Source organism: Streptomyces brasiliensis, from assembly GCF_014647875.1.
Taxonomy (GTDB): domain Bacteria; phylum Actinomycetota; class Actinomycetes; order Streptomycetales; family Streptomycetaceae; genus Streptomyces; species Streptomyces brasiliensis.
The window spans coordinates 301,687-328,136 of record NZ_BMQA01000008.1; the positions used below are offsets into that span (position 1 = coordinate 301,687).

Sequence of the window (26,450 nt, forward strand, 5' to 3'; positions counted from 1 at the left end):
GCCGTCCACGTGGCGGCCGGCCGGCCGGCCCGGTCGCGCCCGTACCACGTGAGAAAGAGCAGAATGCCTCGCTTCAGCATCATCGTCCCGTCCCATGGGGTCGCGGGCCGGCTGTCCCAGGCGCTGGACTCGGTCCTGGCGCAGTCCTTCGGCGACCTGGAGCTGATCCCCGTCTGCGACGCGGCCGGCTCACCGGCGGCACTGGTCGCCGCCGGTCACGCCGAGCGGGACTCGCGGGTGGTCCCGGTCTGCTCACCGCCGTCCACCGGTCTGAGCGGGGCGCGCAACACGGGGATGCGGGCGGCGGGCGGCACGTATCTGCTGTTCCTCGACGGCGACGACGTTCTCCTGCCCGGGGCCCTCGCGGCGCTCGACGCACGACTCGCGGACACCGGGGACCCGGACGTCCTGTACTTCGAGCACGAGCGGCTGCCCTGGTGGGAGGGCGAGTCCACCAACCCCGTCGCCCCGCTGCTGGCCAAGACGCCGGACGAGGCGTTCACCCCCTCGCGGGCCCCCGCGCTCACCGGCGTGCCGTTCCCGGCATGGAGCGCCGCCTACCGCCGCTCCTTCGTCACCGACCACGAACTGGCCTTCCCCGACGGCAACTTCACGGACATCGGCTGGAGCGGACTGACCACGATCGCCGCCGAGCGGATCGCCGTCCTGCGCTCGGTGCTGGTACGGCACCGGTTGCGGCGGCAGGGCAGCAGGCTGAACCTGCCGGGCGCGCACCACCACGAACTCCTCGACCAGGTGGCCCGGGTGCTGACCCGGGCCGCCGAGCAGGGCGTCACCGTCGAGCGGTCGCGTGCACTGTTCGAGCAGCTCTTCGCCGTCGTGCTGAAGACGGCCTCGCGGCCCGAGCGGCTGCCGTCCGGGCACCGGTCCTTCTTCCGCCGCGCGAGCCGTCTCTACCGGCGGCACCGGCCGAACGGGTACCCGGTACCGAGCGGCCGAGTAGGCGTGCAGCACCTGCTGCTGGCCGCGGGCTCGTACACGGCGTTCCGCGCGCTGCGGGGCGCCAACCGGACGGCGGCCAAGGTGGCGGAGCGCCTGCAGGGCCCGCGCATGCTGCGCACCCGCCTGTACTACCGGCGTGAGCTGCGCCGCCCGCTCGACCCCGACCTGGCCGTGTACTGCGCCTATTGGGGCCGCGGCTACGCCTGCAACCCGGCCGCGATCCATGCGAAGGCCCGCGAACTCGCCCCGCACATCCGCTCGGTGTTCCTGGTCGAGGCCGAGCAGGCGCACGCCATGCCGGACGACGTCGAGTACGCGGTGATCGGCAGCCGCCGCTACTGGGAGGTACTGGCCCGCGCCACCTATCTGATCAACAACGCCAACTTCGCGGAGGGCGTGGTCAGGCGGCCCGGCAGCGTGCACGTACAGACCCAGCACGGAACCCCGCTGAAGACGATGGGCGTGGACCAGTCGACCTACCCTGTCGTGGCCGCCCGGACCGGCAGCTTCACCAAGCTGCTGGGCCGCGTCGACCGCTGGGACTTCAACCTCTCCGCCAACCGCCACTCCACCCAGATGTGGGAGCGCGCCTTCCCCGCCCGGTACGAGGCGCTGGAGTACGGCTATCCGCGCAACGACGTCTACTCCACGGCGACCGCCGACGACGTGGCCCGCGTCCGCAAGGAGCTGGGCATCCCCGAGGGCAGTAGGGCCGTCCTGTACGCCCCCACCCACCGCGACCACCACACCGGCTTCGAGACCGGTCTCGACCTGGAGGCCTTCTGCGAGGCGGCCGGCGAGGACGTGGTGGTCCTGCTGCGCGCCCACTACTTCTACGACCAGGGCCGCTCCCAGAGGCCCGGCAAGATCATCGACGTCACCGCGCACCGCTCCGCCGAGGACGTGTGCCTGGCCGCGGACGCGCTGGTCACGGACTACTCGTCGATCATGTTCGACTACGCCAACCTGGACCGGCCGATCGTCGTGTACGCCGACGACTGGGAGGTCTACCGGGAGACGCGAGGCGTCTATTTCGACCTCATGGCCGCGCCCCCGGGGCCGGTGGCGCACACGCCCGAGGAGCTGGCACGCGTCTTCCGCGACGGCTCGTACGCGGGCCCCGGGTCCAGGGCACTGCGGGCCGCCTTCCGCGAACGATTCTGCGAGTTCGACGACGGACGGGCCGCCGAGCGCGTCGTACGGCGGGTGCTGCTCGGCGAGCCGCCGGAGGCGATCCCTCCCGTGCTCCCGCTCGCCGAGCGCGTCCCCGCCCCCGCCCCTGCCGCGACCCTCGTGAGGAGCTGACCGAGCCGTGCCCCGCTTCACTGTCATCGTCCCCTGTTTCAAGGTGCAGGGCTTCCTGCGTGAGTGCCTCGACTCGGTCCTGGAGCAGTCCTTCCACGACATCGAGCTGATCGCCGTGGACGACCGCTCCCCGGACGGCTGCGGCGCGATCCTCGACGAGTACGCCGAGCGCGACCCGCGCGTGACGGTGCTGCACCTGCCGGAGAACGTGGGCCTCGGCCGAGCGCGCAACGCCGGGCTGCCGCACGCCACCGGCGACTACCTCTTCTTCCTCGACAGCGACGACACCCTCACCCCGGACGCGCTCCAGGCCGTCGCGGACCGGCTCGACGAGTCCGGCGACCCCGACGTGCTGGTCTTCGACTACGCCCGCGCCTACTGGTGGGGCGGGACGCGACGCAACGTTCTCGCGCACGTACTGGCCGAGGCCGGCGAGGGCACCTTCACGGCCGCCGAACACCCGCAGATCCTCGATCTGTTGATGGTGGTGTGGAACAAGGTCTACAGCCGTGAGTTCGTGGAGCTGAACGGCTTCCGCTTCCCGCCCGGCTACTACGAGGACACGCCCTGGACGTTCCCGGTCATGCTCAGCGCCCGGCGCATCGTCGCCCTCGACCGGATCTGCCTGAACTACCGCCAGCGCCGCCAGGGCAACATCCTGTCCACCACCAGCCGCAAGCACTTCGACATCCACGAGCAGTACGAGCGGGTCTTCGCGTTCGTCGACGAGCATCCGCAGCTGTGGACCTGGCGGCCGTATCTGCACCGCAAGATGGGCGAGCACTGTCTCGACATCCTCTCCAAGCCCGACCGGCTGCCGCCGTCCGACAAGGGCGAGTTCTTCCGGCGTACGGCCGAGATGTTCCACAGGCACCGGCCCGAGGACGCCCAGATGGACGGCGAGGTCGCGCTGCTGACCGGCTCGTATGCGATGTACCAGGTCAAGCGGCAGGCCGCGCGGGCGGGCCGGGAGGCCGAGCGGCGGACCCAGCAGATGCGCGGGACGGCGGCCGGCCGCGTACGGCGCTGCCGCTCCCGGCTCTACGCCCGCCGTCGACCGGACCCGGACCTCGCCGTCTACTCGGCGTGCTCGCACCGAGGCGTGCTCGGCGACCCGGCGGCGATCCATCGCACGGCGCGCGAACTGGCCCCGCACATCCGGGGCGTGTGGGTGGTCCGGGACCCGGAGGAGGCGGCGGAGGCGGGACTGCTGCCGGACGACGTCGAGCACGTGCTGCCCGACACCCCGCGCTGTCTGGAGGTCATGGCGCGGGCGACGTACTTCGTCAACAACGTCAACTGGCCCGGCATGCTGACGAAGCGCCCCGGCAGTGTGCACATCCAGACGCACCAGGGCACCCCGCTCAAGTACAAGGGCGCCGACCTCGTGGACAAGCCCGGCGCCCGGTACGGCCTGGACGTGCCACAGATGCTGCGACGAGCCGACCGCTGGGACTACAGCCTGGTCGCCAACCTCCACTCCGAGCTGGTGTGGGAGCGGGCCTACCCCTGCCACTTCACCTCGCTGCGCACCGGCAGCCCACGCAACGACGTACTGGTCGACCCGCCCGAGGACGCGGGCGCGTCCTTCCGGCTCCGGCACGGGATCCCGGAGGACCACACGGTCGTGCTGTACGCGCCGACCCGCCGCGACTACCGCCGCGGCGGCCATGCGGACCGCGTGGACCTGGCCCGGTTCGCCGCGGACCTGGGTGCGGGCCACACGCTCGTCGTCCGGCTGCACCCCATCCTCGCGACCGGACCCGCGCGCGGCCTCGGACTCACCGAACTGGACCGGCGCGGAGTGCTGGTGGACGCGACGGACGAGCCGCACGTCGAGGAGGTGATGCTCGCCTCCGACGTGCTGGTCACCGACTACTCGGCCCTGATGTTCGACTACGCCAACCTGGACCGGCCGATCGTCGTCCACGCCGACGACTGGGCGACGTACACCGCGAGCCGGGGCACCTACTTCGACATCACGGCCGAGGCACCGGGCCATGTGTCGTGTACCCACCGGGAGTTGGCGTGGCTGTTCGCCTCCGGGTCGTGGCGCGACGAGGAGTCGGCGGCGCGGCGGGCCGTGTTCCGGAGGCGCTTCTGCACGTTCGACGACGGACGGGCCGCCGAGCGGGTCGTACGGACCCTGCTGCTGGGCGAGACGGTGCCGGAGCCGACCGCCGAGCCGGTCGCCGGGCCCGACCTGGTGGCGTCGGCGTGAGGCCGCGCACCTGGGTGCTGCTCCTGGCCGTGGTGTTCGCGCTGCTCCAGCTCGCCAACGTGACCGGCCGGGACACCCCGGACTCCAAGAACTACGTGTCGTACGCGCTGAGCCTGGGCGGCGCGAGCAAGCGCGAGGCGGCCGCCGCCACCATCGACTGGGCCTGCTCGGGCGACGCGTCGATCGCCCGCCGCAACCAGAGCGTCAACGTGAACGACTTCCACGGCGCCGACCCCACCCGGCGGGTCCTGCAGCGGTGCCGCACCTCCGAATGGGGCGTGGTGGAGCGGCGCATGGCGGCCGGGCAGACCACCGGCCACACCGTCCCGTTCATGCCCGCGCGCTTTATGCGGATCTTCGAGGTACGGCCCGGCTATCCGGCGTTCCTGCTGCCCTTCGTCACGGTCCTCGGTGTGACGTGGGGCGTGTGGCTGGCGAGCGTGGCCGTCGCGGTGGCGGGCGGCATCCTCGTGTTCCTGATCCTGCGCACCCTGTCGGTCTCCGCGCCGCTCGCCCTGACCGGCCAGGCGCTGTACTACGTCCTGCCGTGCGGCACGACCGCCATGCGCCCGATGACCGAAGGCCTGATGCTGGCGCTGACCCTGACGGCGGTATGGGGCTGCGCGCTGTCCCTGACCGGCCGCCCACGCCCCGGGACGGCACTGGTCGGTGGCGCGTTGCTCGCCCTGTTCACGGTCAAGCATTCGCAGTCGCTGTTCCTCGGGCTGTGCGTTGCCGCCGCGGGCACGGCGGTCGCGGTACGACGCCGACGGCGCGGGCGGGTTCGTGGGCGCGGGGTCGTGGCGGTCACGGCCGCGGGCTGCTGCGCGGCGCTGGGCACGGTGCTGCTGGCGCGGCTGCTGCACTACCCGTCCGAGACCGAGAGCCTCCAGGACCTGCTCACCGGCCACTTCTCCCGCCCCGACCGCGCCCACCCGTGGGCCGAACTCCTCCATCTGGAGGGCAACTTCTGGCTGGAGTGGGCGCGACGGCAACTGCGGGACCCGCTGTTCGCGGTGGCACTGGCCGCGGGGGCCTGGGGCGCGCTGCGGCGGCCGGCGTTCGGGACGTTCCTGCTGGCGGCCGCGTTCACCGGCATCCTCACCCAGGCCGGACACCCCGACATCAACATCTGGGGCGAGCGGCTGATCGTGCTGGCATGGGTGCTTCCGGTGGTCGGCCTGCCGCTGCTGCTGGAACCGGTGTCCCTGCGCGGACTGGCACTGCCCGCGCAGGGACACGGCGAGCGGCGGGACGTCCGGGTCACTCGATGACGAGAGCGACCTCGATGTTCCCACGGGTGGCGTTGGAGTAGGGGCAGACCTGGTGGGCCTGCTCGACCAGCTTGCGACCCGTCTCCTGGTCCACCGTGTCGGGCAGCTCCACGCGCAGGGCCACCTTCAGGCCGAAGCCCTCGCCCTGCTTGCCGATGCCGACCTCGGCGGTCACCGCGGCGTCGGTGAGGTCGACCTTCGCCTGACTGCTGACCACGCCCAGGGCGCTGCCGAAACAGGCGGCGTACCCGGCGGCGAAGAGCTGCTCGGGGTTGGTGCCCTCGCCGTTGCCGCCCAGCTCCACCGGCGGGGCCAGCTTCAGGTCGATCCTGCCGTCGGAGGAGACGGCGCGACCCTCGCGGCCGTGAGTGGCGGTGGCGACTGCGGTGTAGAGCGCGTCCATGAAAACCATCCCTCTCGAAATCAACGTTCGTGGTCCGGCGGCTCCGGTCCGGCCGCCCTCACGACCACAAGTAGAGCACACAATTAAGTTGTGCACAACTCAATGACCCACAAGAGCTATCCTTGACGCATGACCGCCACACCCGCCCCCGCCGCCGAGGCGGACTGGCTCCGCCTGGACCACCAGATCTGCTTCTCCCTGCACGCCGCGTCCCGCGCCTTCAACGGCCTCTACCGCGTGCTGCTCAAGGACCTCGGCCTCACCTATCCGCAGTACCTGGTGATGCTCGTGCTCTGGGAGCAGGGCGATCTGCCGGTCAAGAAGCTGGGCGAGCATCTGCGCCTCGACTCCGGCACGCTCTCGCCGCTGGTCAAGCGTCTGGAGGCGGCCGGCCTGGTGCGACGGGAGCGCAGCACGCGCGACGAGCGGTCCGTGGAGGTACGGCTGACCGAGGAGGGCGCGGCGCTGCGCGAGCGTGCGCTGGAGGTGCCGCGCCGGATCGCCGCCGCGACCGGCTTCGACCCACACGAGATCGGCGAGCTGCGTGAACGCCTCGACGCCCTCACCGCGGCGCTGGACGCGGCGGCCCTGCAGGAAGCACCGGGCTGTCCGTAGCGAGCGTCCGGCGGACGTACAGCCGCAGTTCCACCCGGTCCCGCACGAACCGCTCGCTGAGCGCGAACCGCTCGTTCAGAACGGCGAGTTTGAGCCGGTCGGCGGGTCTGCGGGGCTCGGCTCCGTCCAGCAGATACCGCGCGGCGACCACCCACACCCGATCGATCCCGGCGAGCCTGCGCCGCAGCACATCGGCGTCCACCTCGGTGCCATAGAGCGTCCCGGACGCCGGGGCGGTCACGGCCAGCGCCACGTCCCGCGTCCCGCGAAAGGCCCCCGGATACGCCAACGCCGTGGCCCGCGTGTGGGACGGCAGGAACAACACCGGGTCGCCCGGCCGGAGTTCACGCGCGGCGACGGTGGAGACGGCGGCGAGGTTGTCGGGGCGGTGGTCGGGGGAGCGGTCCTCACGGAGGAGGGGGAGCTGGTGAACGAAGGCGCAGGCGATGGCCAGAGCGCCGGTGAGGGTCACGAGGGGTGAGGTGAAGTGGGGTGACTTCGGCGGCGGTTGAGCGATCGACGTGCCGTCGTCGTGCGGGCTGTCGTCTCGCGGGGCGAGGGGGGTCTCCCCGCTCGAGCGAAGACGAGGGTGGGGGAGGGTGGGCACGCGACGGCCAACGGGCCGCAGGCGCCCAACCACCCCCGCGACCCGATCAGCCCCCGCGGCCACCACCAACGGCGCCCCCGCGAGCGCGTACAGCACATAGCGGTCCACATAGAGCGGCGCGACCTGCGACATGAGCATCAACATCACCGGCGGCACCACAGCCAGCGGCGCGCCCACCCCCGCACACGTCAGCTCCCCGGCCCGCCGCCCCACCACCCTGGACAGCCCCATCCCCGCCAGCACGAGGCAGGTCCAGTACACCCCCGAAGCAGGCCCCACGAACGCCCGCAGCAATTCCTGCGCGCTCTCCATGTCCGGCTCCCGCACCCACGCGAGCTGCGCCGACTGCGCCCGCGACACGGCAACCATCGGCAGCAGCACCACGACCACGACCCCGGCCGCACACGCCCACCCCCGCCACACCCGTCGGCCCACGCGCGCGAGGCCGAGCGTCACCGCATGGGCGAGCAGCAACAGGACCGCCAACTCGTGCAGCAGACAGGTGACACCGAGGACAACGCCGTACGCCCACCAGGACCGCCCGGCACCCCCCGAAGCGGAGCCCACCGCCCGTACGAGCAACAGCGTCGCCCCCGCCGCACCCGCCGCGACGAGGGCGTACGACCGTCCCTCCTGCGCATAGTGACCGACCATCGGCGTGACGGCGTACAACAGTCCCGCCCACAGCCCCACCCGCGGCCGGCCCAGCCGCGTGCCGAGCGCGGCGACCAGCCCCGCCGTGGCCGCCGCGGCGCACACCGAGGGGAGCCGCAGCGGCACCTCGCCCGGCCGGACGGCGAGGACGGCGTGCATGAACAGGTAGTAGAGGCCGTGCACCGCGTCCACGCCGTGCAGCAGCCGCCAGATCTGCGGCACCGTGCGCCGCGCGACCTGAAAGGTGACGGCCTCGTCGCGCCACATCCCGCCACGGTCGACGCCCCACAGCCCGACCGCGAGCATCACACCCGCGGGAACGGTCACGGCCACGGCTCGACGCCCTCGTCCCGGCGCCCCGCTCCGGTCCTGCCCCGCCACTCTGCTCCGAGCGCGTTCCGGTGGCCTGTTCCGCACTCGCCTCGGAGGCCTGTCACGCAGGGGCCCGATGTTCACCACGACCCGATCTTTTGCGATTAGCCAACCTTTGGCGTGTATTGACGGCGTATCAGCGCCAATACACCATCCGGGTGGCTTACCCTCCCTGGTGATGAACCGCCGTCAGCTCCCCATCGCGTCCCTGACCGCCGCCTGGCTGGCCACCCGCGCCCTGATGCTGTGGCTGCTCGCCCACAACACCGCGCCGCTGCTCGGCCGGGGTGCGGTGGCGCGCGAGGTGTGGCGGCTGTACTTCCACTGGTACGGCCATTTGTCCCACGGCGCCTTCCCGGCGCACGACACGCTGTGGCAGTACCCGCCGGGCGCGGGCGCTGTGCTGCTGGCGCCGGGCCTGCTGCCGGGCCTGACGTATTTCCAGGGGTTCGTCGCCCTCACCCTCGCCACCGACGCGCTGATCGCGGCGGTGCTGGTGCGCGCCGGCACGCGTCCCGGACGCAGCCTGCTCGGGGCAGCCCTGTGGACCGGCGGGCTGCCGCTGTTGCTGCACATCCCGCTCGCCCGCTACGACGTGGAGGTCACCGCCCTCTCCGTCGTCTCCCTGCTGACGCTGTCGCGCTCCACGCGCGCGTGCGGGACGTTCGCGGCCCTGGGCGCGCTGGTGAAGGCGTGGCCCGCGCTGGTGCTGCTGGGCACGCCGCGAGGGCGGGACACGCGGTCGGCGTGGACGTGGGCCGCGGTGACAGGCTCCGCATGCCTCGCACTCTTCGCAGGGTTGTTCAACAATCCCCTGGCGTTTCTGCGGCAGCAGGGGAGCCGGGGCGTCCAGATCGAATCCCTGGGCGGCACGGCTCTCAGCCTGGCGCGGCACGGGGGGTGGCGGGGGTCGGTGCGGTACCAGTACGGCGCCATGGAGTTCACCGGCCCGTACGTCTCCGCGGTCGCGACCGTCTCCCTCGTCCTCACGGCGGTCGCCTTCGCGCTCCTGCTGCTGTGGCGCTGGGGTCACCTCCTCCCCGCTCCAGCGAACTCGAAGACCCGGCGCAGCGCCCCGCGCTGGACCGAGGCGACGCCGTACGACGCCGCCCTGTGCGCCGTGCTGCTGTTCACCGTCACCAGCCGGGTGGTCAGTCCGCAGTACATGATCTGGCTGCTCGGTCTGGCCGCCGTATGTCTGACCTCCCGGCACACGGCCCAGCGGCCGGTCGCCGCGCTGGTCCTCGCGGCCACCGCGATCAGCGCCGTCGTCTACCCGACGCTGTACGGCGAGGTCGTGCACTGCACCTGGCCGGGCTCCCTGCTGATGCTCCTGCGCAACGGCCTGCTCGCCTCCGCCGCCGTGATGTCCCTCACCCGGCTGTGGCGCTCCACCCGCCCCACGCCCGCCCAGGCCCCGCCTGTCACCGAAACCCGGACCGGCTCCGCTCTCCTCGCGGACCGAGCACTGAGCACCTCCTGAACCACCTCCTGCCGACCGCCTGCCGGGGGACCGCGACCGTGGGTACGGCGTCCCGCTCCTGCTTCAGTAGGGTGACCGCGGACCGGCCGCGACGCACCGCGCTCGCATCACAGGCCGCCTGACGAGGGAACGACCGCAGATGTCCTGGCTGATCACCGGCGGCGCCGGCTACATCGGGGCGCACGTCGTACGGGCGATGACCAAGGCGGACGAGCGGGCGGTGGTGTACGACGACCTGTCCACCGGCATCGCCGAGCGCGTGCCCGACGGGGTGCCCCTGGTGGTGGGCTCCACGCTGGACGGCGACCGGGTGGCTCCGATCGACCGCATCAACGCGATCACCGGATACGACCGCGCGCCGACGGCCACCCCGCGCCGCCCCGGCGACCCGGCCCGCGTGGTCGCCTCGGCCGACCGCATCGCCACCGAACTCGGCTGGAAGGCCCGACACGACCTCGAGGACATGATCACCTCGGCCTGGGCGGGCTGGCTGCGTCGGCACCCGGAGGCGGCACGGTCCTGACCCGGCGGCCCCCTACGCTGCCCGGATGACCGATCCGCGCCGCCCTCCACGTATCGAGCGCGCCGTCGGCGCCGTCGTCGGCTCCGCCGTCGGCGACGCCCTGGGCGCGCCCTTCGAGTTCGGTCCCGAGGGTGCCTTCTCCGCCCGGTTCCCCCGGCCCGGGCGGGGCGGGGAGATGTGCGGGGGCGGCGGGTGGGACCCGGGCGAGGCCACGGACGACACGCAGATGGCCGTACTGGTCGCCGAGTCGTTGCTGGAGCACGACGGGCTGGAGCCGTCGGACGTCTTCCGCCGGTTCCGGCGCTGGGCAGCGGCCGGCCCGAAGGACATCGGGCTGCAGACGGAGGCGGTGCTCGCGAGCGGCGAACCCTGGGACACGGCTGCGGCGCTCCACTTCCGGCACAGTCAACGCGCCGCCGGGAACGGGGCGTTGATGCGGGCCGCACCCTCCGCCGTACGCTTCGCCTGCCTCGGACGGGACGGGACCATGGACGCCGCCCGGCGCCTCGCCGCCCTCACCCACGGGGACCAGGCGGCCTGGGAGGGGACCGCCGTCTTCCACGAGCTGGTCCGGGTCGCCCTCGACGGCGGCGATCCGCTCGCGGCCGTAGCCGACGCGCTGCGGGCGGTCCATCCGGACCACCGGGAGCGCTACTCCGTCGTCCTCGCGCCCGACTGGCATCCGGATCTGGCCACAGAGTTCAACGGCGCGGTCTGGCCCTGTCTCGGCTCCGCCGTGTGGGCGCTGCGGACGACATCGACGTACGAGGAGGCGGTACGCGCGGCCCTCGACCTCGGCGGCGACACGGACACGGTGGCGGCCGTCACGGGCGGGCTGGCCGGTGCCGTGCACGGGATCGGTGCCGTACCCGAGCGGTGGACAGGGCCGCTGCACGTGCCGCTGCCGGGGTACGGCGACCGGGTGCTGCGGGCGGCGGACCTTGCGGAACTCGCCGTACGGCTGGCCGGACGACCCGCGGCTACAGGGCCTTGAGCGCCTCTGCCGTCGCGTGGGTCAGTTGCTCCAGGTAGCCCTTGCGGAGCTTGGGGCCGCGGATGACGACCGAGCGCCAGTAGAGGGGGCCGGAGATGATGTCGAGGGCCAGGTCGTCGTCGAGGCCCGAGCGGATCTCGCCGCGGCGTTCGGCGGCCGCGATGATCTTGCTGGCGACGCCCTCCTGGCCGTCGCGCAGGGCCTTCTGCATGGCCTCGGCGATCTCGGGGTTGCGGGCCGCCTCGGCCTGGAGGTCGGGGATGATCTGCGAGGCGACGGGATGGCGCAGGGCGCGGGACGTCACCTCGTAGAGCAGTCGCAGGTCGCCCTCCAGGGAACCGGTGTCCGGAGCGGGCAGGCCCATGACCGCGACCGCCGAGACCACGTCGAGGACCAGGTGCAGCTTGGAGCGCCAGCGGCGGTAGACGGCGGTCTTGCCGACGCCCGCGCGGCGAGCGATGCCCTCGATGGACATCCGGGCGTACCCGACGGACGCCAGCTCCTCGAAGACGGCGGCGCGGATCGCCTCGGTCACGTCCTCCCGCAGTACGGCGGCCCCGGCAGGGGTCCGTCGGCGCGGACGCGTCTGGGGCTCCTCGGCGTTCGTCGTCATGCGGTCCAGCATAGGGCGTTGCGACGAAACGGTTGCGTCCTGACGCCGGCCGCGTCGGGCGATCCACCTCCGCGACGCAACGGTCGCGTCATCCCCGCCCCGTCTGCCCGCCGCCGGCCACAACGAAACGGTTTCGTCCCCGCGTCGAGTCCGTTACGACGAAACGGTTGCGTTCCGACGCCCATTCGGCCTACGCTCCCGTTGCGACGATACGGTCCCGTCCCGACGTAAGAAAACGTGAAGAGAAGCGTAAGGAAACACGGGGGGACGGAGCTGGCGACCGGAACGCACGCACCCCCACTCCCCCGAGCGAAAGCAGCGGATGTGAGCCAGGTCCTCCACACACCGCCCCCGAGACAGGCCACGGTCGACGACGACCTCGCGACGCTCGCCGCACGGCACGGGCTCGCGGTCAGCGGCGCCCGCCCCTCCCTGCCCGAGTACGTCCGGCAGCTGTGGGCACGGCGTCACTTCATCGTCGCGTTCTCCACCGCCAAGCTCACCTCGCAGTACAGCCAGGCGAAGCTCGGCCAGGTGTGGCAGGTCATGACCCCGCTGCTCAACGCGGCGGTCTACTACTTGATCTTCGGTGTGCTGCTCGACAGCAAGCGCGACGTGCCCGACTACATCCCGTTCCTGGTCACGGGCGTGTTCATCTGGACCTTCACCCAGAGCTCGATCATGTCGGGCACCCGGGCGATCTCCGGCAACCAAGGCCTCGTCCGCGCCCTGCACTTCCCGCGGGCCGCGCTGCCCATCTCGTTCGCGCTGCAGCAGCTCCAGCAGCTGCTGTTCTCGATGGCCGCGCTGGTGGTGATCCTGCTCTGCTTCGGCGTGCCGATCGCCTTCTCCTGGCTGCTGGTGGTGCCGGCACTGGTGCTGCAGTTCACGTTCAACGCCGGCGTCTCCATGATCTTGGCGCGGGTGGGAGCCAAGACCCCGGACATCTCGCAGCTCATGCCGTTCCTGCTGCGCACCTGGATGTACCTCTCCGGCGTCATGTGGAGCATCGACAGGCTCACCAGGCAGCACGACCTGCCGCACCCCGTGATCGTGATGCTGAAGCTCAACCCTCCGGCCGTCTACATCGACCTCATGCGGTACGCCCTGATCGACAGCTTCCACGCCCACCAGCTGCCCCCGCACGTGTGGGCGGCGGCCACGGGCTGGGCCTTGATCGCCGGGGTCGGCGGGTTCATCTACTTCTGGAAGGCTGAGGAGACGTACGGCCGTGGCTGACACCACCAACTCCGCGAACGACGCGATCCCCACCGTCATCGTCGACAGCGTCGACATCGTCTACCGGGTCAACGGCACCGGCGCCGGCCGCGGCACCGCCACCGCCGCACTCAACCGCATCCTGCGCCGCAAGCAGGCCGAGAAGGCGGCGGGCGTGCGCAAGGTGCACGCGGTCAAGAAGGTCTCCTTCATCGCGTACAAGGGCGAGGCGATCGGGCTGATCGGCTCCAACGGCTCCGGCAAGTCGACCCTGCTGAAGGCGGTCGCCGGTCTGCTCCCGGTGGAGAGCGGCCACATCTACACCCACGGCCAGCCCTCCCTGCTCGGCGTCAACGCGGCCCTGATGAACGACCTCACCGGCGAGCGCAACGTCTACCTCGGCGGCCTCGCCATGGGCATGTCCCGGGAACAGGTCAAGGCGCGCTACGACGAGATCGTCGACTTCTCCGGCATCAACGAGAAGGGCGACTTCATCACCCTCCCGATGCGCACCTACTCCTCCGGCATGGCGGCCCGGCTGCGCTTCTCCATCGCCGCCGCCAAGGACCACGACGTCCTGCTGATCGACGAGGCCCTGGCGACGGGCGACCGCTCCTTCCAGAAGCGCTCCGAGGCCCGGATCCGGGAGCTGCGCAAGGAGGCCGGCACGGTGTTCCTGGTCAGTCACAGCAACAAGTCGATCCGCGACACCTGCGACCGGGTCCTGTGGCTGGAACGCGGCGAGCTGCGCATGGACGGCCCGACGGAGGACGTCCTGAAGGAGTACGAGGCGTTCACGGGCGACAGGTCCCCCAAGCCGAAGGCAGCCCCCAAACCGCCCCAACAGGGCCGCCCGGACCCGGAGGACACGAAGGTCGCACTGCCGTCTTCCTGACCAACGGCTCGCCAGGCGCTGACGAGCGGCCCGACAGCAGCTGACCAACAGCCCGGCAAGGTCTGCCGACCGGTTCGGCCGAGCCGGGCAACCGGTCCGGCCGAGAACCGGCGGACGACTCGACCGGCCCTTGCGAAAGCGGTCCGACAGGGCCCTGCGACAGGGCTCGACCGGCCCCTCCGTCCGGCCCGACCTCCCGGCGGCCGACCCACTCAGGCCTGGCAACCACGCCCGAGCAGCAACCCGACGCACCCCGCGACCGGCGGCCAGGTGTCCCGGCCGGCCCCGACGGCCAGGCCCCGCCCGCCCCACTCGACCGGTCCGCGCAGCGACCGGTCGAGGCCCGGTCGACGCCCCGATCCGCCGCGACAGCCCCCGGCCTCCCCCTCCCGCCGCACCCCACGACCGGCGCAACCCCACCCTCCCCTTCCCTCCGATTGATGCCACTATGGCCTGAATGGTCCGGCCCAGCGGCGGTGAAGTGACGACGAGGCGAAGGAGTCCCCGTGATGTCCGAGCTCAGCGTCGTCGTCCACGGGGCGAACACCCAGGGCCACTTGACCGAACTGCTCGACTCCCTGGACGCCCGTCCGCTGCCCGACGCCGAGGTGATCGTCGTCGCCGTCGGTGACTGGGCGCGGGAGGTGGCCGAGGGGCACGCCCCGGAGACGGTGGTGGTGCCCCTGCCGGAGAGCACCGACGCCGCGGCGGCGCGGGCGGCCGGCGTCGCGCGGGCGTCCGGCCGCTGGCTGCACTTCGTCCACGCCAAGGACGGCCTCCCCGCCGGCGCCGTCCGCATGGTCGCCGAGCGGGTCGCGGACCTGCCGGACACCGTGGACGTCCTGCTGTTCGACCATGTCGCCGCCACCTGGAAGACGTCCGGCATCCGCTCCCCGGACGGCGGCATCCTGGCCCGAGCCGGCCGCGCCGAAGCCGCCCTCGACGACGCCGCCCACCTGCTCCGCCTCACCCCGCTCCTCGGCAACCGAGCCCTGCGCACCGCCTTCTGGCGCGCACACGAGGAGGCGTTCACCACCAACGACGAGCCGTACGCCGCCTACGCCACCCTGCTGCACGCGCACCACGTGGCCTGCCTCAACCAAGTCGCGTACGAGGAGCGCAGGTTGCGCCCGCAGAGCCTCCCGCAGGTCACTGCCGAGCAGCGCTACGCCCTCGTCGCCCGCTACGACGCCCTCCTCTCCCTCGCCAAGCACCGCCCGGCCGCTCGTGCGGTCCTGTACGACGTCATGGTCCGCGACCTGCTGCGCGTCTTCGCCCGCGAGGACATGCCCGACCGGGTGGCCCGGGAGTTCTTCCGCCGCTCCTCCCTGGCCGCGGTCCGCTGGCGCCCCGCGGACCACCGCCGCCCGGCCGGACTCGAAGGCGTCCGCCGCGGCCTCCTCGAGGAGGGCGCGTACACCAAGTACCGCGCCTTCCAGGCCGCCAACCGCACCCGCAGGGCGGCCAGATCGGCGCTGCGGACCCGCAGAAGCAAGCTGGGCACGAAGCTCCGCGAGCACCAGTACCACCGGGCACTGCGCCGCCCCGTCGACCCCGACCTGGCCGTCTTCTCTGCCTACTGGGACCGCGGGGTCGCCTGCAACCCGGCCGCGATCGCCGCGAAACTGGCCGAACTCGCCCCGCACATCCACCCGGTGTGGGTGGTGAAACAGCGCAACGCACCACTCCTCCCGCTCGGCACGGACCACGTAGTCCCCGGCACTCGCCGCTACTGGGAGGTGCTGGCCACGGCCAAGTACCTCATCAACAATGTCAACTTCCCCAACGCCGTGGTCAAACGGCCCGACGCGATCCACCTCCAGACCCACCACGGCACGCCCCTCAAACGCATGGGCCTGGACCAGATGGACCACCCCACCGCGGCCCAGGGCATGAACTTCGCCGCGCTGCTGACCCGGATCGACAAGTGGGACTACAGCGTCTCCGCCAACAGCCACACCACCCGCATGTGGGAGCGCGCCTACCCTTCCCGGTACACCTCCCTCGACCACGGCTATCCACGCAACGACGTCTTCTACACGGCGACCGCCGCCGACGTCCACGCGATCCGCGACCGCCTCGGCATCGCCCAGGGCCGCACCGCGCTCCTGTACGCCCCCACCCACCGCGACTACGAGGCCGGGTGGACCCCGCGCCTCGACCTCGCCGCCCTCGCCGACCGCCTCGGCGAGAACACCGTCCTCCTGGTCCGCACCCATTACTTCTACGGCGGCTCGGCGTCCTCGCTGACCGGCCTGCGCCGCACGGGCCGGATCATCGACGTCTCCTCGTACGACCCCGTCGAGGAACTGGCCCTCGCAGCCGACGCGTTGGTGACGGACTACTCATCGATCATGTTCGACTACGCCAACCTCGACCGCCCGATCGTCATCTACGCCGACGACTGGGAGACGTACGCGACGACCCGCGGCGTCTACTTCGATCTGATGGCCGAGGCGCCGGGCCAGGTGGCCCGCACCCAGGACGAGTTGGCGGAGATCTTCACGACGGGCGCCTGGCGGGACGAGGGCGCGGCCAAGGCGCGGGCCGCGTTCCGGCGCCGGTTCTGCGAGTACGACGACGGACGCGCCGCCGAACGGGTCGTACGCCGGGTGTTCCTGGGCGAGAGGGAGACCGCGTTGCCCCCGGTGATCCCCGTCGAGGACCGCACACCGGCACCGAGCCCGGAGGAGGCAACGGCATGACCACCCCGACCCCCGACGTCACGGTGACGGTGATCACCTACAACGACGCGGCCCGCCTCCCCCGCGCGGTCGCCTCCCTGCGCCGGCAGACGCACGCCGACATCGAGATCGTCATCAGCGACGACCACTCGACCGATGAAACGCCGGACATCGCAGGCGAGTTGATGGCCCAGGACGCACGCATACGCTATCTGCGGCTGCCGGAGAACAGCGGCGGCTGCAGCGCCCCGCGCAACCGGGCCCTGGAGACCGCCCGGGCGCCGTATCTGATGTTTCTGGACAGCGACGACGAACTCCCCCCGCGCGCCGTCGAGTTGCTGCTGGCCGCCCACCGCGAGCGAGCGGTCGACTTCACGATGGGCGCGGTGCGCCGGATACGCGTGGACAGCGGCCGTCGCTCGACGTGGATGCCCCACCTGGTGGCCGAGCGCCGCACACTGAACGGCATCGAGGACGATCCGCGCCTGCTCTTCGAGCACCTGTCGACGAGCAAGATGTACGCGAAGGCGTTCCTCGACCGACACGGCCTGCGCTTCCCCGAGGGCATCCACTACGAGGACCAGCTGTTCTCTGCGCAGGCGTACTGCCTGGCCAGGGCGTTCACCATCATCCCGGACCCGGTGTACGTCTGGTACATAGCGCCGAGCGCGACGGCCGACGCCGCGTCGATATCGAACCAGCGGCACAAGCTCACGAACGTCCACGACCGCGTCCATGTGCAGCGCCTTATCGACGACTTCCTCGTCACGAGCGGGCACGCGGCGCTGCGCGAGGACAAGGACTACAAGTTCCTCAAGCACGACTTCCGGATGTACGCCGGGGACCTGCCGTACCGCGGTGCTCACTGGTTGACCTCCTTCGCCGACATCATGAACCCCTACCTGGCGACACTCGCCCCGGGCGCCTACGCCCGACTCCCCCGCCCGGAACGGGTGGTCCTCCAACTCGTCCGTGACCACCGGCTCCCCGAGGCACGGCTCGCGGCGCGCGGCCTGGGTCACGGGGTGGCACCGATGCGGGTGACGACGGACCCGGCGGACGGCGTGGCCTACTGGGGCGACAGCGTCCCGGAGTCGGCATGGGCCCGCCGTGAACTGGACGTCACGGACCTGGAACTGGACACCCGCCCCTTCCCGAGCGCCCACTTCCGCCACGAGATCACGGACCTGACGCCGGGCCGGGGCGCCGCCCTCGATCTGAAGATCCGCACCTACGACCCCGGTCTGCGCCTCCCCGTCGGCCCCCAGCACGCCGCACTCGTCCTGGCCCCCGGCCGGCACCGCCTCACGGTCCCCTTCCGGCTCACCCCGGTCCGCCCCGGCGTCTTCGAGGGCGAGGCCCGCCTGGACCTGGCGACGGCACCGCTCCCCGTCCACGGCTTCGAAGGCACCCGCCACCCGCTGCTCCGCATCGAGCAGCAAGGCATGTCCCACACCGGTCTGCTGCTGGCACCTCTCTCCTTCCCCACGCTCACCACTCGCATCGATCACCACTCCGGCGCCGCAGCCCACCACGTCACCGTCGAACCCGAGGGCCGCTCCCCCGGCCGCCTCCAGATCCGCTGGCGTCCGGCGAGCATGACGGCCCGGGCCGTACGCTCTCTCGCCCGACGGGTCGCCCGCCCGAAGCTACGCAGGGCCGTGAGGCTGGTCGCGAGCGTGCTGAAGTAAGGGCACGCAAGGGCGTGTCGCGTCACAGCACGTCCCGTCACCGCACGACCCGGTACAGCGCCTGCCCGCCCGGCCCCCGGGCCACCACCCGCAGCCCCGCACCGGCCGAGGCCGTACCGCCCGACCTCTCGCCGCCCGACGCCACATTGCCCGACGTCTCGCCGCCCGGCGTCGCACCCCGCAGCGCATCCGCGCGGTCCACCACCCACCGCACCCCGTACTCCCGTGCGATCCTCTGCCGCGCCTGTCCGGAGGTCCCCGCCGCGAAGTACTCCCGGACGGCCGCCTCCCGTTGCCTCGCGTCCGGCAGGAACACATCCGGGTATCCGGGCGCCACCGTGTACGCCCCGTACGCCGGAATCTGCCGAGCGGGCCTCGTCCGCACCATGACGACATCCCCGTACTTCACCCACGGCGTGATCCACCCGTACCCCGTCCAGGGCTCCCGGTACTTCTCCGCCACCGCCGAAGGCAACGCCCCCTTCCCCACCACATATCCAACGGTCCCCACCTGCGCCCAGGCACCGACGACCAGAACGACACCCAGCACACCGGCCCACCCGATCCGAACCGCCCGCCGCCCGCCGGCGAAGACCTCGAGCGCGGCCGCGAGTTGTGCCGGGATCAGCGCCGCCGGCAGCACCCGGCCCCAGGAGTAGTGCCCGCTCACCCCGCCCGCCGCGAACACGACCACCCCGAGGGCGAAGAACAGCACCAGCGGATCCCACCGGTCCCGCCGCCACCGCAGGCCCAACGCGACCACTCCGAGCAGCACCAGCCCGAAGCGTCCGGCCAGTCGCTCGTACAACGGCCGGTGGATGGCCTCGAGTTCCGCTCCGGCGGAGAAAAGTGAGAAAAAGTCGTAGTACGGCCAGACCCACAGCACCGCGGTGCCGACCACCAGCCCGGCCACGAGCCGCAGCAGCACCGTCCGGCCCGGCCTGACGGCGAGCACCGTCGCGAGCGCCCCCAACGAGGCCACGAGCCCGGTGAACTGGTGGACCAGCAGGATCACCGCCCACAGCACACCGAGACCGAGCCACACCCCCCACCCGCCCCCAGCCCGCGACGCGCCCGACAGCCATGCCCAGAGATGGAAGGACAGTCCGAGGGCGAACACACTCGGGTACGAGACCGTCAGCGCGAGGGAGTTGAGGCCGAGGAACCCGCTCCAATCGAACACTGCCGGACCCCACAGGAAGAGCAGGCACAGCAGCGCCGACGCCGGTGCCGCCGGGTGCCGGCCGAGCGTCCTGACGTACCGCCACACGCCCGTGATCAGCAGCGCGAGCCCGACGAGCGCGCCGACGCGCAGCACGACAAACACCGAAAGACCGCTGAGGCGGGCGAGGGCGCCCAGGACCAGCATCCACGGCGAGTAGTACGGGCTCGGGGTGTCCGCGTCGACCAGCGGGTTGCCGGGATGCAGCAGGCTGTGCCGCAAGCGTTCGATCGTCGCCGCGTGCATACCCAGATCGCCCACCCAGGGAAGGCGGACGATCACAAGGAGCAGAAGGACCAGGACGAGCGCGGCAGCGGCCGGGGGAAGCACTCTGCCGACGGTCGTCGCGGAACTACGCGGCGCGGCGCGCATTCCGCTGGAACACCCGGGTGCGGTTCACGCGGCAACCCTATCCGAAATGTCATAATTGATATGAATTGGAAGGTCGCAACGGAGAACGAACAGGGGCGCCCCGAGCCTCACCGACCCGGGGCGCCCCTCACATCCCGTTGCTTACGAATGCGTCCGCAGCAGCGTCCGCATCGTCCGCATCGCCACCGACAGGTTGGCGAGGTCGAACGCGTCCGAGCTGCGGATCTCCTCCAGGGTCGTGCGGGCCCGGCTCAGGATCGCCGAGTTCCGCTCCTCCCAGGCCTTGAAGCGCTGCTCGGGCGTCGAGGTGCCGTCGCCGGCCGCGAGGACGTCCGCGGTGAGGGCCGCGTGCGCCGCGTACAGGTCCTCACGGATGGAGGCGCGGGCCATGGACTGCCAGCGGTCGGCGCGGGGCAGCTCGATGATGCGGTCCATGAGCTGGGTGACGCTGAGCCGGTCGGCGATGTCGTAGTAGACCTCGGCGACGTCCAGCGGCTCCCGGCCCATACGGTCGGCCACCGAGACGATGTCCAGCGTCGGGAAGGCGGAGGAGAAGCCGGCCACCCGGGTCGCCAGTTCCTCGGGGACACCGGCGCCGGACAGCTCGTCGTAGATCTGCTCGTACCACTCCAGGTCGGCGCCGCGCAGCAGCTTCGGCAGCTCCTGCCACACCTGCTCGACCCGCTCCGAGAAGAAGGCGACGGTCTCGGCCAGCTGCAGCGGCTGCGGCCGGTTGTTGAGCAGCCAGCGCGTGCCACGCTCGACGAGGCGGCGCGAGTGCAGCCGGATCCGGGTCTGGACGGCGGCGTCGACCTGGTTGTCCAGGGCCTCCACCGCGTCCCACACGGGCGCCGAGCAGAAGATGGCGCGGGCCACGGTCTGCGCCCGCACGATCTCCTCGAGCGACGCGCCGGTCTCCTCGCGCAGCCGGTGCAGATAGGTCGTACCGCCCGTGTTGACCGTGTCGTTGACCAGCACGGTCATAGTGATCTCGCGGCGCAGCGGGTGGCGGTCGACACCGTCGGGGAACCGCTCGCGCAGCGCCGTCGGGAAGTACGCGTGCAGCAGGCTGCGCAGGTGCGGGTCGTCCGGCAGCGAGGTCTGCAGCAGCTCCTCGGCGACCGTGATCTTCGTGTACGCCAGCAGGACGGCCGTCTCCGGGCTGGTCAGTCCGTGCCCGGAGCTGAGGCGTTCGCGGATCTGGCGGTCGGTCGGCAGGAACTCCAGGGCCCGGTCGAGGTGGCCCTCGCGCACCAGGTGCTTGATGAAGCGCTGCTGGGCGTGGAGCATGTCGCGCGACTGGGCGAGCGCGTTGGCGATCGCCGTGTTCTGCGCGTAGTTGTTGCGCAGCACCAGGGCACCGACCTCGTCGGTCATCTCGGCGAGCAGCTTGTTGCGCTGCTTGACGGTCATGTCGCCGTCCGAGACCAGGCCGTTGAGCAGGATCTTGATGTTCACCTCATGGTCGGAGGTGTCCACGCCGGCGCTGTTGTCGATCGCGTCCGTGTTGATCTTGCCGCCGCGCGTCGCGAACTCGATGCGGCCGAGCTGGGTGAGACCGAGGTTGCCGCCCTCGCCGACGACCTTGACCCTGAGTTCCCCGCCGTCCACGCGGATCGCGTCGTTGGCCTTGTCGCCGACGTCGGCGTTGGACTCCGTCGACGCCTTGACGTACGTACCGATGCCACCGTTCCACAGCAGGTCCACCGGCGCCTTGAGGACCGCCTTCATCAGGTCGGCCGGAGTCACCTTGGTGACGCCCGCCTCGATGCCGAGGGCCTCGCGGATGTGCCCGTTGACCGGGATCGCCTTGGCGGTGCGCGGGAAGACCCCGCCGCCCGCCGACAGCAGGTCGGTGTTGTAGTCGGCCCAGCTCGAGCGGGGCAGCTCGAACAGCCGGCGGCGCTCGGCGTAGGAGGTGGCCGCGTCCGGGGTCGGGTCGATGAAGATGTGCCGGTGGTCGAAGGCGGCGACCAGGCGGATGTGCTCGCTCAGCAGCATGCCGTTGCCGAACACGTCACCGGACATGTCGCCGATGCCGACGACTGTGAAGTCCTCGGTCTGCGTGTCCACGCCCAGTTCGCGGAAGTGCCGCTTGACGGACTCCCAGGCGCCGCGGGCGGTGATGCCCATGCCCTTGTGGTCGTAGCCCGCGGAGCCGCCGGAGGCGAAGGCGTCGCCCAGCCAGAAGTTGTACGACTCGGCGACCTGGTTGGCGATGTCGGAGAACGTCGCCGTGCCCTTGTCGGCCGCGACCACCAGGTAGGTGTCGTCCCCGTCGTGCCGCACGACGTCCTCCGGGGGCACGACCTCGCCCGCGACCATGTTGTCGGTGATGTCGAGCAGCGCCGAGATGAACGTCTTGTAGCTGGCGATGCCCTCGGCCAGCCACGCGTCCCGGTCCACGCTCGGGTCCGGCAGCTGCTTGGCGACGAAGCCGCCCTTGGCGCCGACCGGCACGATGACGGTGTTCTTCACCATCTGCGCCTTGACCAGGCCGAGGATCTCCGTGCGGAAGTCCTCACGCCGGTCGGACCAGCGCAGACCGCCGCGCGCGACCTTGCCGAAGCGCAGGTGCACGCCCTCGACGCGCGGCGAGTACACCCAGATCTCGTACGCCGGGCGCGGTGCCGGCAGGTCGGGGATGGCCTGCGGGTCGAACTTCATGGAGACGTAGTCGTGCGGCTTGCCGCCGAGCGCCTCCTGGAAGAAGTTCGTGCGCAGGGTCGCCTTGATGACGGTCAGGAAGGACCGCAGGATGCGGTCCTCGTCGAGGCTCGCGACCTGGTCGAGGGCGGCGTCGAGCTCTTCGAGGAGCGCGTCGACGATCTCGAGTCCGGCGCTCTGCCGGTCCGGCGACATCCGCGCCTCGAAGAGCGAGACGAGCAGTCGGGTGGTGTGGACATTCGTACGGAGGGTGTCCTCCATGTAGTCCTGGCTGAAGGTGGAGCCCGCCTGGCGCAGGTACTTGGCGTACGCCCGCAGTACCGTCGCCTGCCGCCAGGTCAGCCCGGCACCCAGGACGAGGGCGTTGAAGCCGTCGTTCTCCGCCTTGCCGGTCCAGGTGGCGGCGAAGGCCTCCTGGAAGCGCTCGCGGCCGTCGTCGCCCAGGTAGTCGCCGTTGCCGTGGCCCAGCGACTTGGGGATGCGCAGACCGAAGTCGTAGATCCAGGCGGTGGTGCGGTCCGAGCAGCGCAGCTCGTACGGCCGCTCGTCGACGACCTCGACGCCGAGCCGGTTGAGGACCGGCAGCACGGCCGACAGGGAGACCGCGCCGCCCTTGCGGTAGATCTTGAAGCGGCGCTCGTCGGGGGCGGCACCCACCGGCTCGTAGAGGCTGAGCGCGAAGTTGTTGCCCGCCTCCTCGCTGAGCCGCTCGAGGTGCACCAGGTCGGCGACGGCGGCGCGCGGGGTGTGGTCGGCCTTGTAGCCCTCCGCGAAGGCGTTGCCGTAGCTGCGCAGCAGTTCGGCGGCGCGCTCCTCGCCGCACTCGGCGTTCAGCGCCTCCGCGAAGCCGTCGGCCCAGGAGCGGGCGGCCTCCACGAGCCGGGCCTCGATGCGCTCCTTGTCGGCGTCCGACAACTGGGGCAGCTCGGTGCCCTGCGGGACGCGGACGACGAAGTGCAGCCGGGACAGGATCGACTCGGTGTTCCAGGCGGTGAAGTCGACGCTGGTGCCGCCGAGCTCCTCCTTGAGGATGTCGATGATCCGCAGCCGCACACCGGTGGTGTAGCGGTCGCGGGGGAGGTAGACGAGGGCCGAGTAGTAGCGGCCGTACTCGTCCTGGCGCAGGTAGAGGCGCAGCCGGCGGCGTTCCTGGAGGTAGAGCACCGAGGTGACGATGGAGCGCAGCTCGTCGACGGGCGTCTGGAACAGCTCGTCGCGCGGGTAGGTCTCCAGGATCTGCAGCAGGTCGCGCCCGTCGTGGCTGTTGGGCGAGAAGCCGGCGCCCTTGAGCACCTCGTCGACCTTGCGCCGGATGACGGGAACCCGGCGGACCGACTCGGTGTAGGCGGCGGACGAGAACAGGCCCAGGAAGCGGCGCTCCCCGATGACGTTGCCGTCCTTGTCGAACTTCTTGACGCCCACGTAGTCGAGGTACGACGGCCGGTGCACCGTGGCGCGGCTGTTGGCCTTGGTGAGCACGAGCAGCTTGTGCTCACGGGCCTTGGCGCGGGCGTCGGCCGGCAGCCGCTCGAAGGAGGGGCTGACCGGGTGGCTCTCGTTCCCGGAGTGGTGCGGGTCGGAGCGCAGGACGCCGAGGCCGGTGCCTGGCACGGCGGCCAGCGAGTCGTCCTCGCGCAGCTGGTACTCGCGGAAGCCGAGGAAGGTGAAGTGGTCGGCGCCCAGCCAGCGCAGCAGCTCGCGGGCCTCCTCGACCTCCGGCCTGGGCAGGTCGGCGGGCACGGGCTCGCCCTCGAGCTCCTCGGCGATGCGCAGGGCCGCGTCGCGCATCTTCTCCCAGTCCTCGACGGCCTCACGGGCGTCGGACAGGACGCGCAGCAGATCGGCGGTGATCTGCTTGAGATCGGCGCGGTCGGTCTCACGGTCGATCTCGACGTGGATCCAGGACTCGACGTGCGCGTCGTGCGGGAGTTCACCGCCGGTGGGCGCGGTGCGCAGCACCTCGATGAGCTTGCCGGTGAGATCGCGGCGGACGACGAACTGGGGGTGGATGACGGCGTGGATGCCACGCCCCTGCCGGGTCAGCTCATTGGTGACGGAGTCGACGAGGAAGGGCATGTCGTCGGTGACGACCTCCACGACGGTGTGGCTGCAGGTCCACCCGTTCTCCTCGACGGTCGGGGTGTGGACTCTGACGTTGGCGGTGCCCTGCGGACGGGTCTCGGCAAGCCGGTAGTGCGAGACCGCGGCTCCGAAGACGTCGACCGGGTCGCGGTCGGAGAGGTCCTCCGGGGCGGTGTGCAGGTAGTAGTGCTGGAGGAACGAGAGCACGGATTCCTGGTCCGGGGCTCCCGGTGTGCCCTCGCCCGTCGTCCCAGTCGGTAGGTGCCCCCCGACCGGGCTGTTCTCAGCTACCCGAGCAGCCCTCTCGAGCAGCTCGGCCTTTGCTTCGTCCAGCTTGGTCTGCATTGTCCTCTGGCTCCTGTCGCGCGCCGTTGCGTGACGTAGAAGAAAGTACGGTCTCTTCCTCTGCGGCTCGACGCCACGGCCCGGGATGTCCGGTCCGTTCCGACGCTATGCCGCGAGGTGAGAAAAGCGGGGGGAATTCAGCCAATGTCGACGCACCCGACGGGTGTGACGCTGCTCTCCGCGACGCCACGGCCCGGGTTGTGCGCGGCGCCTCGGGGGCCGTGCATGCGCCCCCGTCCCGCCCGCGCGGACCAGCGACCGCCGCCCGGACACGGATGTCGTCCGTGCTCTCCGGGCGCAGGGCAGGGGCAACAGCGCCCCCGCGAGATATCGCGCTGATCACGCCACAAGGCTATCGCTCCTCACCCGGGACCCGTCATGAGCCGTATGTGTACAAAACCGAGGGCCGAACTTTGACGTTCTGCACAGGGCGATCCGGCCACCGCCGACGTATCCGCGGCCGGGATTCGCCCCCGGCGCACACAGCATGGCGTATGCCGTGATTCCACCCGAAAGTGGCGGACCCCCTTGGCGGCGCGGCACGCTGGAGGCACGTTGCCCACAGACCCGCGAACCGCCCGGCGGACCGCGCGCGCCGCCGCGACCGCGCACCCCGTCCGGGCCGCGCACCCCTGAGGGCCGACGCACGCATGCCCGAGAGGAGCCGCCCCCCATGACCGCGAAGATCCTCATCGTCACCGGCGACGCAGCTGAGTCGCTCGAAGTCATGTACCCGTACCAGCGCCTGCGCGAAGAGGGCTACGAGGTGGACATCGCCGCCCCGTCCCGCAAGAAGCTCCAGTTCGTCGTTCACGATTTCGAACCCGGTTTCGACACCTACACCGAGAAGCCCGGCTACACCTGGCCCGCCGACCTCGCCTTCTCGGAGGTCGATCCCGGCCAGTACGTCGCCCTCGTCATCCCCGGCGGCCGCGCCCCCGAGTACCTGCGCAACGACCCCGAACTCCGCAAGATCCTCAAGGCGTTCTTCGACACGGACCGGCCGGTCGCCCAGATCTGCCACGGCCCGCTGCTCACCGCGGCGATCGACAGCCTCCGCGGCCGGCGCGTCACCGCCTATCCCGCGCTGGAGCTCGACATGCAGGCCGCCGGCGCCACCTTCCAGGACACCGAGGCGGTCGTGGACGGCACCCTCGTCTCCTCCCGCGCCTGGCCGGACCACCCCGCCTGGATGCGTGAGTTCCTCACCGTGCTGCGCGCGAAGGCACCGGTGACCTGAGTCGCCG

16 protein-coding genes and 2 pseudogenes are annotated in these 26,450 nt (G+C 71.5%); 13 read left to right on the plus strand and 5 right to left on the minus strand.

Translation table 11 applies throughout. The features are described 5' to 3' along the window. Positions 1 to 63: 63 nt before the first annotated feature. The 3 genes from IEZ19_RS15850 to IEZ19_RS15860 are packed head-to-tail and all read left to right on the plus strand — an operon-like array spanning position 64 to position 5,763. Entirely contained in the window at positions 64 to 2,268 is a 2,205-nt protein-coding gene (locus tag IEZ19_RS15850; protein WP_189311828.1) for a bifunctional glycosyltransferase/CDP-glycerol:glycerophosphate glycerophosphotransferase, read from the plus strand. A 7-nt stretch (positions 2,269 to 2,275) separates the two neighbouring features. Then, entirely contained in the window at positions 2,276 to 4,489 is a 2,214-nt protein-coding gene (locus IEZ19_RS15855; protein WP_189311829.1) for a bifunctional glycosyltransferase/CDP-glycerol:glycerophosphate glycerophosphotransferase, read from the plus strand. After that, entirely contained in the window at positions 4,486 to 5,763 is a 1,278-nt protein-coding gene (locus tag IEZ19_RS15860) for a hypothetical protein (RefSeq protein ID WP_189311830.1), read from the plus strand. The genes IEZ19_RS15855 and IEZ19_RS15860 overlap by 4 nt, the downstream gene beginning before the upstream one ends. On the opposite strand, the gene IEZ19_RS15865 is transcribed toward IEZ19_RS15860, so the two are convergent. Further along, positions 5,753 to 6,166, minus strand: a complete 414-nt coding sequence (locus IEZ19_RS15865; protein WP_189311831.1) for an organic hydroperoxide resistance protein — start codon at positions 6,164 to 6,166, stop codon at positions 5,753 to 5,755. The two genes, IEZ19_RS15860 and IEZ19_RS15865, sit on opposite strands and share 11 nt — an antisense overlap. A 129-nt stretch (positions 6,167 to 6,295) precedes the next feature. Between IEZ19_RS15865 and IEZ19_RS15870 the strand changes: the two genes are divergently transcribed. Continuing rightward, on the plus strand, positions 6,296 to 6,781 hold the full coding sequence (locus IEZ19_RS15870) for a MarR family winged helix-turn-helix transcriptional regulator (protein ID WP_189311832.1): 486 nt from the start codon (positions 6,296 to 6,298) through the stop codon (positions 6,779 to 6,781). Here IEZ19_RS15870 and IEZ19_RS50695 read toward each other — a convergent pair. Further along, the gene (locus IEZ19_RS50695) at positions 6,729 to 8,369 is read right to left on the minus strand and encodes a glycosyltransferase family 39 protein (RefSeq protein WP_268248636.1); all 1,641 of its coding nucleotides are present in this window, start codon (positions 8,367 to 8,369) and stop codon (positions 6,729 to 6,731) included. The genes IEZ19_RS15870 and IEZ19_RS50695 overlap by 53 nt on opposite strands. A gap of 223 nt (positions 8,370 to 8,592) precedes the next feature. Here IEZ19_RS50695 and IEZ19_RS15880 point away from each other — a divergent pair, with 223 nt between their 5' ends. The 4 genes and pseudogenes from IEZ19_RS15880 (at position 8,593) to IEZ19_RS15890 (ending at position 11,414) form a co-directional block, all read left to right on the plus strand. Further along, positions 8,593 to 9,897: a glycosyltransferase 87 family protein gene (locus IEZ19_RS15880; protein ID WP_189311833.1), complete on the plus strand. Its 1,305-nt coding sequence runs from the start codon at positions 8,593 to 8,595 to the stop codon at positions 9,895 to 9,897. A 139-nt stretch (positions 9,898 to 10,036) separates the two neighbouring features. Beyond that, positions 10,037 to 10,243, plus strand: a pseudogene (locus IEZ19_RS54155) (NAD-dependent epimerase/dehydratase family protein); the annotation flags it as partial. After that, positions 10,217 to 10,420 (plus strand): annotated as a pseudogene (locus IEZ19_RS54160) (UDP-glucose 4-epimerase GalE); the annotation flags it as partial. The pseudogenes IEZ19_RS54155 and IEZ19_RS54160, both read left to right, overlap by 27 nt. Positions 10,421 to 10,445: 25 nt before the next feature. Further along, a complete protein-coding gene (locus IEZ19_RS15890; RefSeq protein ID WP_189311835.1) occupies positions 10,446 to 11,414 on the plus strand; it encodes an ADP-ribosylglycohydrolase family protein in 969 nt (322 codons plus the stop codon). Here IEZ19_RS15890 and IEZ19_RS15895 read toward each other — a convergent pair. Next, complete coding sequence (locus IEZ19_RS15895; protein ID WP_189311836.1) at positions 11,401 to 12,027, minus strand: TetR/AcrR family transcriptional regulator; 627 nt, start codon at positions 12,025 to 12,027, stop codon at positions 11,401 to 11,403. The genes IEZ19_RS15890 and IEZ19_RS15895 overlap by 14 nt on opposite strands. A 324-nt stretch (positions 12,028 to 12,351) precedes the next feature. Between IEZ19_RS15895 and IEZ19_RS15900 the strand changes: the two genes are divergently transcribed. The 4 genes from IEZ19_RS15900 (at position 12,352) to IEZ19_RS15915 (ending at position 18,515) form a co-directional block, all read left to right on the plus strand. Beyond that, positions 12,352 to 13,266, plus strand: coding sequence for an ABC transporter permease (locus IEZ19_RS15900; RefSeq protein ID WP_189311837.1), 915 nt, complete (start codon positions 12,352 to 12,354; stop codon positions 13,264 to 13,266). Continuing rightward, positions 13,259 to 14,140 (plus strand): ABC transporter ATP-binding protein, encoded by an 882-nt coding sequence (locus IEZ19_RS15905; RefSeq protein WP_189311838.1) that lies wholly within the window; start codon positions 13,259 to 13,261, stop codon positions 14,138 to 14,140. Before IEZ19_RS15900 ends, IEZ19_RS15905 begins: the two co-directional genes overlap by 8 nt. A 509-nt stretch (positions 14,141 to 14,649) precedes the next feature. Continuing rightward, positions 14,650 to 16,845 carry a CDP-glycerol glycerophosphotransferase family protein gene (locus tag IEZ19_RS15910; RefSeq protein ID WP_189311839.1) on the plus strand — a complete coding sequence of 732 codons (2,196 nt, stop codon included), beginning with the start codon at positions 14,650 to 14,652 and terminating at the stop codon, positions 16,843 to 16,845. Further along, on the plus strand, positions 16,842 to 18,515 hold the full coding sequence (locus tag IEZ19_RS15915) for a glycosyltransferase family 2 protein (RefSeq protein WP_189311840.1): 1,674 nt from the start codon (positions 16,842 to 16,844) through the stop codon (positions 18,513 to 18,515). The genes IEZ19_RS15910 and IEZ19_RS15915 overlap by 4 nt, the downstream gene beginning before the upstream one ends. Before the next feature lie 37 nt (positions 18,516 to 18,552). Here the strand turns inward: IEZ19_RS15915 and IEZ19_RS15920 are convergent, their stop codons facing one another. Together IEZ19_RS15920 and IEZ19_RS15925 are read right to left on the minus strand one after the other, a co-directional pair. Next, entirely contained in the window at positions 18,553 to 20,109 is a 1,557-nt protein-coding gene (locus tag IEZ19_RS15920; protein ID WP_189311841.1) for a putative glycosyltransferase family protein, read from the minus strand. 141 nt (positions 20,110 to 20,250) lie between these two features. Beyond that, on the minus strand, positions 20,251 to 25,203 hold the full coding sequence (locus tag IEZ19_RS15925) for an NAD-glutamate dehydrogenase (RefSeq protein ID WP_189311842.1): 4,953 nt from the start codon (positions 25,201 to 25,203) through the stop codon (positions 20,251 to 20,253). Between the two features lie 673 nt (positions 25,204 to 25,876). On the opposite strand from IEZ19_RS15925, the gene IEZ19_RS15930 reads away from it, so the two are divergent. Further along, positions 25,877 to 26,443 (plus strand): DJ-1/PfpI family protein, encoded by a 567-nt coding sequence (locus tag IEZ19_RS15930; protein WP_189311843.1) that lies wholly within the window; start codon positions 25,877 to 25,879, stop codon positions 26,441 to 26,443. The last annotated feature ends 7 nt before the right edge of the window (positions 26,444 to 26,450 follow it).

What these genes read in the sequence shown, in the direction of transcription:
- IEZ19_RS15850 (WP_189311828.1), top strand. Translation starts at nt 64, where the DNA reads ATGCCTCGCTTCAGCATCATCGTCCCGTCCCATGGGGTCGCGGGCCGG.
- IEZ19_RS15930 (WP_189311843.1), top strand. Translation starts at nt 25,877, where the DNA reads ATGACCGCGAAGATCCTCATCGTCACCGGCGACGCAGCTGAGTCGCTC.
- IEZ19_RS15890 (WP_189311835.1), top strand. Translation starts at nt 10,446, where the DNA reads ATGACCGATCCGCGCCGCCCTCCACGTATCGAGCGCGCCGTCGGCGCC.
- IEZ19_RS15925 (WP_189311842.1), bottom strand. Translation starts at nt 25,203, where the DNA reads ATGCAGACCAAGCTGGACGAAGCAAAGGCCGAGCTGCTCGAGAGGGCT.
- IEZ19_RS15865 (WP_189311831.1), bottom strand. Translation starts at nt 6,166, where the DNA reads ATGGACGCGCTCTACACCGCAGTCGCCACCGCCACTCACGGCCGCGAG.
- IEZ19_RS15910 (WP_189311839.1), top strand. Translation starts at nt 14,650, where the DNA reads ATGTCCGAGCTCAGCGTCGTCGTCCACGGGGCGAACACCCAGGGCCAC.
- IEZ19_RS15895 (WP_189311836.1), bottom strand. Translation starts at nt 12,027, where the DNA reads ATGACGACGAACGCCGAGGAGCCCCAGACGCGTCCGCGCCGACGGACC.
- IEZ19_RS15870 (WP_189311832.1), top strand. Translation starts at nt 6,296, where the DNA reads ATGACCGCCACACCCGCCCCCGCCGCCGAGGCGGACTGGCTCCGCCTG.
- IEZ19_RS15920 (WP_189311841.1), bottom strand. Translation starts at nt 20,109, where the DNA reads ATGCGCGCCGCGCCGCGTAGTTCCGCGACGACCGTCGGCAGAGTGCTT.
- IEZ19_RS15880 (WP_189311833.1), top strand. Translation starts at nt 8,593, where the DNA reads ATGAACCGCCGTCAGCTCCCCATCGCGTCCCTGACCGCCGCCTGGCTG.
- IEZ19_RS15915 (WP_189311840.1), top strand. Translation starts at nt 16,842, where the DNA reads ATGACCACCCCGACCCCCGACGTCACGGTGACGGTGATCACCTACAAC.